This window comes from Rhizobium sp. BK418 (genome assembly GCF_004341105.1).
GTDB lineage: Bacteria > Pseudomonadota > Alphaproteobacteria > Rhizobiales > Rhizobiaceae > Rhizobium.
Genome location: NZ_SLZK01000002.1, coordinates 591,957 through 606,150 on the forward strand (window position 1 = coordinate 591,957; position 14,194 = coordinate 606,150).

The 14,194-nt window shown below is 61.2% G+C and carries 13 protein-coding genes; 8 read left to right on the forward strand and 5 right to left on the reverse strand.

Translation table 11 applies throughout. The annotated features are described in order from the left end of the window. Positions 1-136 precede the first annotated feature (136 nt). The 4 genes from EV281_RS08920 (at position 137) to EV281_RS08935 (ending at position 6,604) form a co-directional block, all read left to right on the forward strand. Entirely contained in the window at positions 137-3,868 is a 3,732-nt protein-coding gene (locus EV281_RS08920; RefSeq protein WP_132652731.1) for a peptidoglycan-binding protein, read from the forward strand. 224 nt (positions 3,869-4,092) lie between these two features. Then, positions 4,093-5,016: a sulfite exporter TauE/SafE family protein gene (locus EV281_RS08925; protein ID WP_132652732.1), complete on the forward strand. Its 924-nt coding sequence runs from the start codon at positions 4,093-4,095 to the stop codon at positions 5,014-5,016. Then, positions 5,016-5,813, forward strand: a complete 798-nt coding sequence (locus tag EV281_RS08930) for a TIGR02186 family protein (RefSeq protein ID WP_132652733.1) — start codon at positions 5,016-5,018, stop codon at positions 5,811-5,813. Before EV281_RS08925 ends, EV281_RS08930 begins: the two co-directional genes overlap by 1 nt. A gap of 230 nt (positions 5,814-6,043) precedes the next feature. Then, positions 6,044-6,604, forward strand: a complete 561-nt coding sequence (locus EV281_RS08935; protein ID WP_132652734.1) for a dihydrofolate reductase family protein — start codon at positions 6,044-6,046, stop codon at positions 6,602-6,604. Here the strand turns inward: EV281_RS08935 and EV281_RS08940 are convergent. Then, the gene (locus EV281_RS08940) at positions 6,591-7,187 is read right to left on the reverse strand and encodes a TetR/AcrR family transcriptional regulator (protein ID WP_132652735.1); all 597 of its coding nucleotides are present in this window, start codon (positions 7,185-7,187) and stop codon (positions 6,591-6,593) included. The genes EV281_RS08935 and EV281_RS08940 overlap by 14 nt on opposite strands. Positions 7,188-7,273: 86 nt before the next feature. Here EV281_RS08940 and EV281_RS08945 point away from each other — a divergent pair, with 86 nt between their 5' ends. Both EV281_RS08945 and EV281_RS08950 read left to right on the forward strand, forming a co-directional pair. Next, positions 7,274-8,191, forward strand: coding sequence for an alpha/beta fold hydrolase (locus tag EV281_RS08945; RefSeq protein ID WP_132652736.1), 918 nt, complete (start codon positions 7,274-7,276; stop codon positions 8,189-8,191). A gap of 57 nt (positions 8,192-8,248) precedes the next feature. Further along, a complete protein-coding gene (locus tag EV281_RS08950; protein WP_132652737.1) occupies positions 8,249-8,830 on the forward strand; it encodes a transglycosylase SLT domain-containing protein in 582 nt (193 codons plus the stop codon). Between the two features lie 31 nt (positions 8,831-8,861). Here EV281_RS08950 and pdeM read toward each other — a convergent pair whose 3' ends face one another. Together pdeM and EV281_RS08960 are read right to left on the reverse strand one after the other, a co-directional pair. Then, positions 8,862-9,587 carry a ligase-associated DNA damage response endonuclease PdeM gene (pdeM, locus tag EV281_RS08955; RefSeq protein WP_132653218.1) on the reverse strand — a complete coding sequence of 242 codons (726 nt, stop codon included), beginning with the start codon at positions 9,585-9,587 and terminating at the stop codon, positions 8,862-8,864. Positions 9,588-9,606: 19 nt separating this feature from the next. Continuing rightward, positions 9,607-12,117, reverse strand: a complete 2,511-nt coding sequence (locus EV281_RS08960) for a ligase-associated DNA damage response DEXH box helicase (RefSeq protein WP_132652738.1) — start codon at positions 12,115-12,117, stop codon at positions 9,607-9,609. 95 nt (positions 12,118-12,212) lie between these two features. Between EV281_RS08960 and EV281_RS08965 the strand changes: the two genes are divergently transcribed. Both EV281_RS08965 and EV281_RS08970 read left to right on the forward strand, forming a co-directional pair. Then, positions 12,213-12,713 (forward strand): Rrf2 family transcriptional regulator, encoded by a 501-nt coding sequence (locus EV281_RS08965; RefSeq protein WP_132652739.1) that lies wholly within the window; start codon positions 12,213-12,215, stop codon positions 12,711-12,713. A gap of 30 nt (positions 12,714-12,743) precedes the next feature. Then, positions 12,744-13,205: a carboxymuconolactone decarboxylase family protein gene (locus EV281_RS08970; protein ID WP_132652740.1), complete on the forward strand. Its 462-nt coding sequence runs from the start codon at positions 12,744-12,746 to the stop codon at positions 13,203-13,205. A 68-nt stretch (positions 13,206-13,273) separates the two neighbouring features. Here the strand turns inward: EV281_RS08970 and EV281_RS31080 are convergent, their stop codons facing one another. Together EV281_RS31080 and EV281_RS08975 are read right to left on the reverse strand one after the other, a co-directional pair. After that, a complete protein-coding gene (locus EV281_RS31080; RefSeq protein WP_165911861.1) occupies positions 13,274-13,441 on the reverse strand; it encodes a hypothetical protein in 168 nt (55 codons plus the stop codon). 98 nt (positions 13,442-13,539) lie between these two features. Next, complete coding sequence (locus tag EV281_RS08975; protein ID WP_132652741.1) at positions 13,540-14,175, reverse strand: YitT family protein; 636 nt, start codon at positions 14,173-14,175, stop codon at positions 13,540-13,542. Positions 14,176-14,194 lie beyond the last annotated feature (19 nt).

Consider the following 14,194-nt stretch of genomic DNA (forward strand, 5'->3'; position numbering starts at 1 on the left):
CGCCAAAAACCTATCCAGCTTGAGGAAAGTCTAATTGACTATTTCCTTATGGATGGTGCTCTCCGCTGTGTGCCCCGGTACGCTTCGGAAAAGGCAATGATCGGGCCCAGACCGGGCAATCGAAGCGAGCAAGAACATGAACGGATCGCGATCACATTCTTCCCGGCATTCCGACAGGAGCTCGCTTGATGCGTTAAACCGCACCATCGAGGGTCTGGAAGCGCGGATCGAGGGTCTGATGAGCAGCGGACGCGAACAGCGGCCACGCAGCCCGACGCCGGAGCGCGATTCCTACGCGCCGCGCGCGGCCGATCCGCTTGCGGAAATCCGCCAGCGCCAGCGCGCGCTCGATGCCAGCAGAGATAATCGCGAGCGCGCCTATACGCGCGAACCGGCACCGGCCCTGCTGCGTGAACCGGCCCCTGCCCCGCAACGCGCTTCGGTGCCTTATCCGGCGGCACCGGCCTTCCGCGCCTCCGACGACACGATGACGGAAATCGCCCAGGCACTGGTCAACCTGCGGCAGGATCTGAAGCGTGACATTTCCGAGGGCGTGACGCGCGAAATGAATGCGCTGCGCGGCGAGCTGCGCGAAATCAAGGCGAGCGCCCAGGACCGGCATTTTGCCGACGACATCCGCGCCGACATGGGGCGTCTTTCGCAGAGCATTGCGCAACTCACGAGCCGTTCAGCTGGCCCGGAAGCAACTGGTCTGCGAAACGAATTCGAAGAACTGCGTTCGCTGATGGACGGGCTGGCGCGCGAGGATTCGGTGCGCCACATGGAGCAGCGCTGGGACAACGTTGAAAACCGCCTGGCGGAGCTCGACACCGCGGGGCTGCAGGAAGAGCTCGTATCCCTCGCTTACCGGCTTGACGATATCAAGCGGCAGCTCGGCGGCATGGGGGAAAGCCCGGCCGTGCAGGCGCTGGAAGACAAGCTCATCACGATCGCCTCGGCTGTGGAGCAGTTCGGTAATTTGATCCAGCCGCATGATCGGATCATGTCGGAACAGTTCGCTGCGATGGACACGCGGCTCGACGAGATCAGCCGCGCGATCGCCGCCAGCGGACGCGGCGCGACCGGCACCGACCCGGCGCTGATGCAACGGCTGGAAAACCGTCTTTCTGCCCTCGGCGAACAGATCGAGCTGATGGGTCGGGCCGCCATGAACCGCCCAAATCCTGCCGACGAAATGGCCAGTCGGCTAGAAGCGCTGACGGAGCGCGTGGAAGACCTCGCCAAAGCCGAAGCAACTTCGCGCCTCGACGAGCGGCTGGAGCACCTTTCCTATCTTCTCGAACGCACCCAGAAGACGACACCTCAGCAAGACCTGACCGGCGCGCTCTCCGACATTTCCCGCAAGATCGACGCGCTGGAAAGCGGCTCGGTCAATGATGCGCTCGCCAAGCGGCTCGACTATCTCGCACGCCGCATCGACGAGATGGAAATCCGCCCTGCCCCGGTACCTGTAATCGACGATGGCGCGTTCCGCCGTCTCGAAGGGCGGCTCAGCGACATCGCGGCGCGGCTGGAAGAAAGCACGGCGGCTGCACCGACCGACACGCGCGCGCTGAAGAACCTCGAGGAGCAGATTGCCAATCTCTCCGAGCTCTTGAACACGCCGCGCGAAAACGCAGAAGTATCCGCGGATCTCGATCGCCGCATGGGCGCGATCGAAGATTATATCGCGACCAACGACGAATATATTATCGAGGCCGCACGACAGGCGGCCGAAGCCGTGGTCGACGCCTATTCGCGCAACGGCGGAGCGCAGGGCGCTGCACCTGCTGCCGCCGACATGTCGGCCCTGGTCGCGCTGGCCGACGACCTACGAAATCTCGAAGATCTCAGCCGGGATAGCGAGGAGCGTACGCACAAGACCTTCCAGGCCCTTCACGAAACGCTGCTGCACATCGCTGACCGACTGGACACGATGGAAGAACAGGTTCGCCCCGCCGCCAAAATGCCGGCGGCCGAGGTCGAGTTCCACGTCGATCCTTATGCGCTAGTCGACGCAGGCAAGGAACCTGCCAAGGCTCCGGTGATGCAGGCGCCCAAGGCTTCGCCGGTGCTGCGCACGGCCGATATTGCCGAAGAGGCGCCGAGCCGTATGCCGGAACCGGCATTGGCCGACAGCACCAGCGCGATCGCCATCGAAGCCAACAGCCAACAAGAAAAGGCGGTCGTTCCCGCCAAGGGCAGCCTGCTCGCTAGCCTCGGCCGGAAGCTGATGCCGTCGCGCAAGTCGGAAGCGAAGGCAGCGACCGAGCGCACCGTCATCGACCCCGCTCCATCGATCGATCCCGTCGACGTGATGCCGGCCGAAGCCGCAAACGAGTTGCTGGAACCGGGCTCCGGCGCGCCTGACGTGAAGAAGATACTGGAGCGCGTGCGCGCCAGCCAGAACGCCCAGCGCGGCAAGCCGGCAACCGAAAACGACCGGGCGGATTATATTGCCGCTGCTCGCCGAGCCGCGCAGGCTGCGGCCATGGAGATTGACAGCAATGCAAAGCCGGCGACGCGCGCCGAGCGGCGTGCTGCCAAGCCGGAAAAAGCCGGCAAAGGCGGCGCCTTTTCGCGCTTCCGCCGGCCGATCCTGCTGGCAGTCGGCGCTGTGCTGCTCGCCATCATGGCCTTCCCGCTTGCCCGCACGCTGACGACGGGCCAGAAGGCACCGCCACCGGCTGAAGTCTCGACCCCCAGCACCGCCACCGGGATGCCGCAGGCCAATATGATGGCGCCGACGCCGGTCGTGCCGGAAACCTCGACCCCAGAATCGGCCGCGCAGATGCCGACGACCACACCGGAAGCGATCGGTTCCGAGGCCGGTGCTCCCACAGCGCCCGATCACCTGACCGATGCGACGCCGCTCGACGGCGAAGGTGCGGAAAGCTTCGATCAGGCGCCGGTGCAGGATAGTTCCGGCTTCGCTCCGAACACGCCTGCCGCTCCGGCAGCAACGACCACGGCTCCTGCTGCGGCCTCGATCATCGTTCCCGACACGATCCAGCCGCCGCCGCTCGCCGACGCGGCACGCAACGGCGATGGGCTGGCGCTCTTCGAGATCGCTGCGCGCTATACCGAGGGCCGCAATGGCCTAGCCGCCGATCAGAAGCAGGCGGCGAACTGGTACCAGCTTTCGGCGGACAAGGGCTTCGCACCGGCACAGTACCGGCTCGGCAGCATGTATGAGAAGGGCAATGGCGTCGACCGGGACGTGCAGAAGGCCAAAGGTCTCTATGAGCAGGCTGCAAGCCAAGGTAATGCCAGCGCCATGCATAATCTCGCTGTACTCTATGCTTCCGGCGCGCTTGGCCAGCAGGACTACGTAACGGCGGCTTCCTGGTTCCAGAAGGCGGCCGATCTCGGCATCACCGACAGCCAGTTCAACCTCGCCATCCTCTGCGCCCGCGGCAACGGCGTGCCGGCGGATCTGGAAGAATCCTACAAGTGGTTTGCGATCGCCGCCAAATCCGGCGACAAGGATGCCGCCCAGAAGCGCGACGAAGTGGCCAAAGCCATGAAGCCGGATCAACTCGAGCGCGCCCGCGCCAAGGCCGACCTCTGGAAGCCGCAACCGCTCGACAACAAGGCGAACGGCGTCGAGATCCCCGACGCATGGGCAAGCGCTGCCGCGCCGAAGACGGCAACCGTCGACATGAAGAAGGCGATCCGCAACATCCAGGCGATCCTCAACAATAACGGCTTCGATGCCGGCCCGCCGGATGGAGAGATGGGCGCGAAGACCGTGACCGCCATCAAGAACTTCCAGAAGTCGATCGGCCAGGAGCCGACTGGCAAGGTCAACGACGACACGGTGAAGGCGCTTCTTGAGCGCAACAAACCCGGCGCCAAGGCCATCTGAGACAGCTCGACGGCCCTTGGCCGCCGGCTTTTCGGCTTTTGAGGCCGGCCGTCACAAAACCTGAAAAAAGCCGGATTATGCGGGACATATCGGAGCCTGCATCCGGCTGATCATGGCTTTTTTCCTTCGAAAGCCTCTGGCAACGATTTCACAGTAGGATGTGCCATTCGAGTGGGGACGTGAGAGGGCCGCTCCGGCGGGAGCGGCGATAATCGGGGTCGGCTGTGACAATCTATCTGCCCATCGCAGAATTGTCGGTGAACATCTTCATCATTCTCGGCATGGGGGCCGCCGTCGGCTTCCTGTCCGGTATGTTCGGCGTCGGCGGCGGTTTCCTGATCACGCCTCTCCTGATCTTCTACAACATTCCCCCTGTCGTCGCCGTTGCAACCGGCGCCAATCAGGTGGTCGCTTCTTCGATATCGGGGGCGATCACCCATTTCCGGCGGGGAACGCTGGATATGAAGCTCGGCACGGTGCTGCTCGTCGGCGGTTTGACGGGTGCAACGGTCGGCATCTGGATCTTCTCGCTGTTGCGTGCCATCGGCCAGCTCGACCTCTTCATCTCCCTGCTTTACGTCGTCTTCCTCGGCACAGTGGGCGGGCTGATGCTCTGGGAAAGCGTCAATGCCATGCGTCGCGCCGCCCGTAACGAAGCGCCGGCCCCGCGCCGGCCCGGCCATCAACACTGGGTACACAAGCTGCCGCTCAAGATGCGGTTCAAGAAATCGAAGATCTTCCTGTCGGTCATCCCGATCGTGGCGTTGGGCTTTGCGATCGGCATCCTCACGTCCGTCATGGGTGTCGGCGGCGGCTTCATCATGGTGCCTGCGATGATCTATCTGCTGCGCATCCCGACAAACGTTGTCGTCGGGACCTCGCTCTTCCAGATCATTTTCGTGACCGCCTATACGACGATCGTGCAGGCGGCGACCAATTATTCGGTCGATATCGTGCTCGCCTTCTTCCTGATGCTCGCCGGCGTCATCGGCGCACAATATGGCGTGCGCGTCGGTCAGCGACTGCGCGGCGAACAGTTGCGCGCGCTGCTTGGCCTCCTGGTTCTTGCGGTTGGCCTGCGCCTTGCCGTTGCGTTGGTGCTGACCCCCGAAGATATCTTTTCGGTGGTGATGGGAGTGGGGAACTGATGTTTCGTCTCCTGCTGCTCCTTATCCTTTTCATGCCTGCCGCCGCCTCGGCACAAGTGCTGCTACCTGGACAGGGAACGCAGGCCGAGCGCGAGGGGCTGGAAATCGGCACATCCACCAGCGAGATCGCCATCACCTCCGATTTTCGCGGCGCCGACTTGACGATTTTCGGCGCGGTGACCAACACCGACGAACTGTTGCTCGCCATCGGCCAGTATGATGTCGTCGTGGTCCTGGAAGGACCGCGCGAGGACGCCACGGTGCGCAAGAAGGAACGGGTCTTCGGCATCTGGGTCAATGCCTCATCGATGACTTTCGCCGATGTGCCGCATTCCTATTCGATGTCGAGCTCGCGCTCTATCGACGACATCACGACGCCGCTCGACCTGACCGGAGAGGGTATCGGGATCGATCATATCCCGCTGCGACCAATCGATTTTGCCGGCAATTTCAATAATCTCAACGAATTCCGCGCCGCCTTCCGGCGCATACAACAGGTGGGCGGACTTTACGAACGCGATCCAAGCGGCGTGCGTTTCGTCTCCTCGAACCTGTTCAAGGCAAGTCTGCGGCTGCCGGCCAATATTCCGAACGGCGTGCATACGGTGCGCGCTTACCTCTTCAAGAGCGGGAAATTCATAACGCAGAAATCGCAGCCGCTGCGCGTCATCAAGACAGGCATCGAGCAGACGATCACCGACGCAGCGCATGAGCAGCCGATCTTCTACGGCTGCTTTGCAGTGTTGCTGGCAGTACTGACGGGATGGGGCGCCAGCTTCATTTTCCGCAAGGATTGATCGGGCTTCGATTCGCCGCCTGACGACCACTAGAAAGTTCCTTCAAATGGGCGGGCTCCAGATAGCGTTCCGGGCGGGCGAAGCCTGCTCAGACGTCAGCTGGAGCCCGGCCAAAGGATTTTTCCTCTGCCTCCCAAAACCGCTTGCATTTCGCTATCAGTCACGCTAGCTTTAACTAGTTTCTAAATGCCACCAGTTTTAACTTTGATGCAGAGTGGATGGAGGATAAAATGAGGAAGCTTGTTGTCTGGAACCTGATGACGCTGGATGGCTATTTCGAAGGATCGAAGCCGTGGGATATCGACTTCCACAATCTGGCCTGGGGGCCGGAGCTGGAAAAATATGCCGAGCAATTCGGCGAAGAAGGCGACCTGCTGGTTTTCGGCCGCAAGACCTATGAGGGCATGGCCGCTTATTGGCCGACCGCCGAGAACGAAGATAAGATCAAGGCCTATATGAACGGTATTGCCAAGCTCGCCGTCTCCAGGACCATGGAGAAAGCCGACTGGAACAACACGCGCGTCGTCAGCGATCCGGTTTCCGAACTGGGAAAGCTCAAGAGAGAGGACGGCAAAACGATCTTCATTTTCGGCAGCGCCGAGCTTGTCGATACCATGCTGAAGGCGGGGCTGGTGGATGAAATCCGCATCTGCCTCGTTCCAGTCATCCTCGGCGGCGGCAATCCGCACTTCAAGCCGGCGGCTGGACAGCAGCCGCTGAAACTGCTCGACTCGTCGGTAACGAAGAGCGGTGCCGTGATCCTGCGCTACCAGCCGGTCAGGGCAGCCTGATCCATTTGTCTGCGCAGGCTGCAGCCACCAGGGCTGCGGCCGCTTCGCCCGCAGTTTCCATGTAGGTCGGATCGCGATGCAGCAGCACAGCGGCGAACGAGCCGTCGAGCAGCAAAACAATCTGACGGGCAAGTTTTAGTGGCTCGGCGAGATGCTGTTCTTCGAAGAGAGACGTCAGCCAAGCCTCGACATTCTTCTTGTGTATGGCACCGACTTTGATGGCGGGATGGCCGGGCATATTGGCGAGTTCGGCCGATGTTCTGAGATAGCCACAGCCCTTCCATTTGGGGTGTCGGGCCGAGCGAGCCAGATTCTCGAAAATGCCCTTTATCTTCGCCGACAGATCCCCATCGGTTTCCGCTAACCACCGACGATACACTGCAAGATTGGGCTGGTCGCGGGTTTCGAGATAAGCGGCGATCAGCTCGTCCTTGCTGTCGAAATGGTAGTAGAGGGTGCGCTTCGTGACTGCGGCCTTCTCGGCCACCGCATCGACGCTCACCGCCCTGACACCCTCGCTGTAGAAGAGCTTTGCAGCAGCCGCGACAATGCGTTCGCGCGTATCGGATCCTGATCTCGCCATTCGGCCAATGTATACCGACCAGTGAGTGTCATCAACGCTGGCTTCCGCCTATCATCCCGGCGAAACGTCAATAGAGGAGATGGTACATGCCCGAGGCCAAACGGAGGCAGAGCGAGCTTGCACGAGAAGCAAAATCCGTCTCGATCCGCTGCCGCGACGGCGTAGAACTCCGCGGTCATTTCTGGAACGGCGCCGATAATGGCGGAAATGGCAGCGTCATCATCAATCCGGCAACGGGCGTTGTGGCGCGCTACTATCACTACTACGCGCGCTTTCTCGCGGAACATGGCTTCGATGTGCTGACCTATGACTATCGCGGTATCGGCTTGTCTCGTCCGGCGCGACTGAAAGGCTCGGGCTATCGCTGGCAGGACTGGGGCGAGCAAGATTTCGATGCAGCGCGTCTCTTCATGGAAAACAAACGCCCCGGCGAGCAATTGCTGGTCGTCGGCCATAGCATCGGGGGCTTTTTGCCCGGCTTCTCGGCCAGTACCGAAGGCATAACGCGCGTGCTTGCTATCGGCGCGCAGTATGGGCATTGGCGGGACTATGCGGAGACGCGGCGATGGCGGCTCTTTTTGAAATGGCACGTCGTCATGCCGGCAACCACATTGCTATTCGGTTACTTTCCGGGACGGCGCCTCGGCTGGCTCGAGGATCTGCCGAAGGATGTCGCGCTCGACTGGGCTTTTCAGCGGGGGTGGAAAGAGCCGGCGTCAAGGCATTTCGAGAACTTTCGCGCGCCTGTTCTCAGCCTCACCGTTTCGGACGACGAGATCGCCACCGTTCAAGCCCTGCGCCGCGGCTTTTCTCACTATCGCAATGCCCAAGTGGAGGAGGTGTTGCTGAGGCCGGAAGATCTCGGGTTTTCCAGAATCGGGCATTTCGATCTTTTTCATGCGCGGCACGCCTCTGGTTTCTGGCTTGATAGCCTGCTCTGGCTGCGAGACGGGACCAATCCCTGGCCTGGCAAAAGACCACCAGAATATCTCGTATTCGCATAAAAACCGCTCTTTAACGTTTACGAGTTAGTAATCTCTCGAAAATGAGAGGTTTGTATCATGCGTACTCCCACCGTGCTTGCGGTCGTCGGGCTGGCTTTGCTTGCCGGCTGCGCGACGGCGCCGCGCCAGACGCGTAATATCTGCGCTGTTTTCGATCAGAAGGACGGCCTCTTCACCAGCTGGCAGGGGGCAGCGGAGCGTGCCGAGAAGAAATACGGCGTGCCGGTGCCGATCCTGATGGCGACCATGTATGTCGAATCCGGCTTCCAGCCCTATGCACGACCGCCGCGCACGAAACTCTTCGGCTTCATTCCCTGGACACGTCCGTCGACCGCCTATGGCTATTCGCAGGCGTTGAACGGGACATGGGACCACTATCAGTCCGAAACCGGCAACTGGGCGGCGCGGCGCACGAACTTCGCCGACGCGATCGATTTCATCGGCTGGTACCACTACAGCAACGCCCAGGCGACGGGTATTCCGCTCAACGACGCCTACAACCTCTACCTCGCCTATTATTCCGGCCCGACCGGCTACAAGCGCGGCGACTGGCGCAACAATGGACAGCTGCAGCAGACTGCGCAGAAGTTCGCACGAATGGCGGGCACCTATCAGCAGCAGTTGCAGGGATGTAATTGAGCCCTTCCCCTCCCAGTGAAGGGAGCGGGTATCAGCCGCGCAAATTGCCATAACGGACCGAATAGATCCGGTCGCGGCCGAGCAGGTGGGCAATCAAGGAGGTCTTGTCGAAGAGACCTGTCATCGCCTTGTGGCCAAGGTCGAGTCCTCCACTCATGACGCCGAAAGCCGGCATCAGCAGGCGGGCGCCATCCGTCGCGAAACAGGGACGGCGGACGGATCTTTCGCGGCGGCGAACGGTGGCGGCAGGATGCAGGTGGCCGGCAATCTCGCCTTTTTGCAATCCTTCATGCGGCTCATGCCGGAAGGTCAGGCCGGCATAGCAGAGTTCGTCCGAGCAGCTGCCGGGCAAATCCACCGTACCGTCAGGATCGTGATTGCCATTGATCCAGATCCATTCGCGGCCGCGAGCCATTTGGACGATCTGCGTGCGGAAGGCATCCGGCAGATGCTCGGAGCCGACGCGATCGTGGAAATTATCGCCGAGCGAAATGACGATCCTCGGATCGTAGCGGGAGACGACGGCGGCAAGAACTGTCAGTGTCGCCAGCGTGTCATAGGGCGGCAGCATCATGCCGCGGCGGGCAAAAGCCGCGCCCTTTTCCAGATGCAGGTCGGACACGACGAGCATGCCGGCATCCGGCAGATAGAGCGCGCCAAGCGGATCGCAGACGGCGGCAATACCATGAATGGCGGTTTCGACGCCCGGTATTGCGGCAAGCCCAGTCGTGTCGCGCGCCAGCGCAAGGCGGTTCATCACTCTCGTCAATCCAATTTCAAGCCATCGCCTCGGCGATCAGATCGTCGGCGGCTTCGGCGAGCAGCGCGTCATGAGCCTGACCCGGCACCGATTCCCGACCGATTTCCAGCATCACCGGTACGGCAAGCGGCGAAATATGGTCCAGCGCCCGGTGGGTGATATGGCCCCTGATTCGCTTGAGCATATCGCCAAGGCGGGAAATATCCAAAAGGCCCGTTGCCGCATCCTGTCGGGTCGCCTGCAGCAGGATGTGGTCCGGCTCGTGGGTTCTCAGCACATCGTAGATCAGGTCGGCCGAGACGGTGATCTGCCGGCCGGTCTTTTCCTTTCCCGGATGACGCCGCTCGATCAATCCGGCAATCACGGCACAATTGCGGAAGGTGCGCTTCAAAAGGAAAGATTCGTTCAGCCAGGATTCGAGATCGTCACCCAGCATATCTTCATCGAAGAGATCGGAGAGGCTGAGGCGGCCATTGGCGATCATCAGGCCGAGATCCTCAAGGCCCCAGATGCCGAGAGAATAGTCCGTGGCGACGAAGCCGAGCGGTTTTGCCCCTGCCCTGTCCAGACGCCGGGTCAGCAGCATGCCGAGCGTCTGATGCGCCAGCCGCCCCTCGAAGGGATAGACGACCATGTAGCCGCGGCTGCCGCGGGGAAAGGTTTCGATCAGTAGCTCGTCGTGCTTCGGCAGCAGGGATTTTTCCTTCTGCAGGGAGAGCCAGTCGCGCACCTGATCCGGCAGTCGGTGCCAGCGGTCCGGATCATCCAGCATCGAGCGGACCTGATCGGCGAGATAGGTCGAGAGCGGAAACTTGCCGCCGTTATAGGACGGGATTTTCGGATCGAAGGAATAGGCCGGGCTGACCAGCGCCTCGCTCTCCCTGATACCCTCGAAACGCAGCACCTTGCCGGAAAAGATGAACGTATCACCCGGCGCAAGCTGCTCGAGGAAATATTCCTCGACCTTGCCAAGCACCGCGCCGGGGCGACCGAGCCTGCCGCCCTCGCCGCGTTTGGCCATGCGGATATTCAGCATCGAAGCTTCGACGATCGTGCCGAGGTTCAAGCGATACTGCTGGGCGACCTGCGGGTTGGAGACACGCCACCTGCCTTCCTTGGTTTTGCGGATGCGGGCATAACGCTCATAGGTGCGCAGGGCATAACCGCCGGTCGCGACAAAATCGACAACACGCTCGAAGGTTTCCCATGGGAGATCGGCGTAGGGCGAGGCGCTGGTGATCTCGTCGTAGAGTTCCAGCATGTCGAAGGGCTCGGCACAGGCCATGCCGAGCACGTGCTGGGCAAGCACATCGAGCCCGCCGCGGCCGACGGGCGGCGTATCCTGCGCGCCGATGTAGTTTGCATCGAGCGCTGCCTGGCATTCCATGACTTCGAAACGGTTGGCGGGAACGAGGATCGCCTTGGATGGCTCGTCCATGCGGTGATTGGCGCGGCCGATGCGCTGGGCAAGGCGCGAGGCCCCCTTCGGTGCCCCGACATGAATGACGAGATCGACATCGCCCCAGTCGATACCGAGATCGAGCGTCGAGGTGGCGACGACGGCCCGCAGCCGGTTGGCGGCCATGGCGGCTTCGACCTTGCGGCGCTGGGCAACATCGAGCGAGCCATGGTGGAGCGCGATCGGCAGGTTCTCCTCGTTGACCGTCCAAAGCTCCTGAAACAGCATTTCGGCCTGCGAGCGGGTATTGACGAAGAGCAGCGTGGTCTTGTGGTCGATCAGCAGGCGATAGACATCCGGAATGGCGTATTTGGCGGAATGGCCGGCCCAGGGAATGTGTTCTTCCGTATTGAGGATGGAGATATCGGGCTTGGCGCCACCTTCGACGAGCACGAGGCCGGCGTGATTGGCCTTGTCTTCCTCCTGCGCCACCAGCCATTTCTGCAGATCCAGGGGATCGGCGACCGTGGCCGAGAGGCCGATCGTCTTCAGATCGGGCGCCAGCCTTTGCAGTCGGGCAAGGCCGAGCGAGAGCATGTGGCCGCGCTTTGAGGTGACGAGCGAGTGCAGCTCGTCGAAGATGACGTATTTCAAATCCTTGAAGAAGCGCTCCGCTTCCCGGTTTGCCAGGAGCAGCGCCACCTGTTCCGGCGTCGTCAGCAATATATCGGGCGGGTTGAGCTTCTGACGTTGACGCTTGGCGTTCGGCGTGTCGCCGGTGCGGTTTTCGATCGAGATCGGCAGGCCCATTTCCGTGACGGGCTTCATAAGGTTGCGTTCGATATCGACGGCCAGTGCCTTCAACGGCGAGACATAAAGCGTGTGGATGCCGGTAAATGCAGAACCCGGCGGGATCTTACCGCGCCTTGTGAGATCGGTCAGCGACGGCAGGAAACCGGCAAGGGTCTTGCCGGCGCCAGTCGGGGCGATCAGCAGCGTACTCTCGCCTGCTTCGGCGCGAGACAGGAGTTCGAGCTGGTGGGCGCGGGGACGCCAGCCCTTTTCCGCAAACCAGCGGAGGAAGGGGGCGGGCAATGCGAGGCTGGCGTCGGTTTCAATCTGATCCACGGGGCAAATGTAGTTCAAACGCCGACGAATAGAAGCGCTATTGACTCTCCGCTATAATCGTGGATAAATTATATCCATGATTAAGGAGATAGGCTGTGAAACTCGGTGACGGTGTCGAACAGGGTATTCATTGCACGGCGGTACTATCAGGGCTTTCGGAGGGCGGCGTGCTTTCGGCGGCGGCACTTGCCGAATATCACGGCGTGTCGACGAGCTATCTGTTGAAGCATCTGCAGGCGCTTTCGGGAGCCGGAATTCTGGAGACGGTACCCGGACCGAAGGGGGGCTACCGGCTGGCGAAGAAGCCGGAGGATATTTCGCTGCTCGATATCGTGCTCGCGGTTGAGGGACCGGCTCCGGCCTTCCGCTGCTCGGAAATCCGTCAGCGCGGACCGAACCCGTTGCCGCAGCGCTATTTCACCAAGCCTTGCCAGATCACGGCGGCAATGCTGAGAGCCGAGCGCGCCTATCGCGCCGAACTCGCGAATACCAGCGTCGCCGATATCCTGGCCGAACTTTCCGCAGATGATGACGGCGGGATCGCCGCCAGAGGCTGCGCCTTCATGGAAATGCACGAGAGAAAAATGGCTCGATGAGCCGCCCCCCCCAACCCAAGGAGACATACCATGCAAGCACGTTTCAACTTCGGCAAAGCCGCTCCGGATGCCTACAAGGCCGTCGCCGCACTGGAACAATATGTGCAGGAATCCGGACTGGATAAGCGCTTCATCCATCTGATCAAGCTTCGCGCTTCGCAGATCAATGGCTGCGCCTATTGCGTCGACATGCATTCGAAAGAAGCACGCCATTACGGGCTTTCCGAACAGTGGATCAACCTGATGTGCGTGTGGCGGGAATCGCCCGTCTATGACGCTCGCGAGCGCGCCCTGCTCGGCTGGGTCGATGCGGTGACGAAGATTGCGGAAACCGGTGCGCCGGATGCCGATTACGAGGCCCTGAAGGCGCATTTCTCCGAAGAAGAAATGACCAAGATCACGGTTGCGATCGGCACGATCAACATCTGGAACCGGCTTGCTGTCGGCTTCCGTGCCCAGCATCCGATCGATGCGCCGCAGAAGGCCGCCTGATAAATATCTGCTTATAGGGATTCATCCCGGCGACCGACCCGAAGGTTTCGGGTCGGTTGACACTACGATCACTTGCGATTTGCGACGGCCCTCATGGCACCGGCGTCAGGCAATCTGCCCGAGAGGTCGATGCTGTTGAATATGTTGCGGACGACTTTCGCGATTTCCTCTGCGGAAGCGCCCTTGGCGTATTCTTCCTGCATGCGGCGTCTGACAAGCTTTTCCAGATCTGACATAGCTTACCTCATCATATCCGGCGCGAGGAGAAGTGTCGCGCCTGTACCGATCACAGGCAAGTTACGTTTTGTTTAGAACAGCTTACCGTTTTGTAAGGTTACAAAGCGATGTAGCGGTCGGCGCGATGATTGATGGCGACGAAGAGATTGAGCACGACAGCACCAAGCACGGAATAGAAAACAACCGGCGGCGTGGTGATGAAGAAGGCGGCCGCCAGCACGCACATGTCGATGGCCAGCTGTACGAGGCCGGCGCGAATGCCGAAACGCTCCTGCATGTAGATGCCGAGAATGCCGACGCCGCCGAGGCTGGCGCGGTGGCGATAGAGCGCAAGAAGGCCGTAACCGAGAAGCAGACCGCCAAGAAGTGCTGCCCAGGCCGGCTGGATGGCGGCAATCTCCATGACCTTCGGCTGCAGGCTGGTTAGCAAGGAGGTCAAACCGATGGCAATGAAGGTCTTGATCGTGAAGGCCATGCCGAGACGCTTCCACGAGAGATAGAAGAAGGGCAGGTTGAGCAGGAAGAAGGCGAGGCCGAAGTTCACGCCGAAGGCATAATGCAGGAGGAAGGCGATGCCGGCGGTGCTGCCGGTGAGAAGGCCGGCGCTGGCGAGCACATAGAGCCCGAGCGCGGAAACGAGGCTGCCGGAGAATATGCCCTGCACATCCTCGACCGGCGTGTGGCGCGTCGCGGTGGTATTCCAGAAACCGAGGGCACTGATGAGCTGGCTCATGTCGCGATCTCCGATAGCG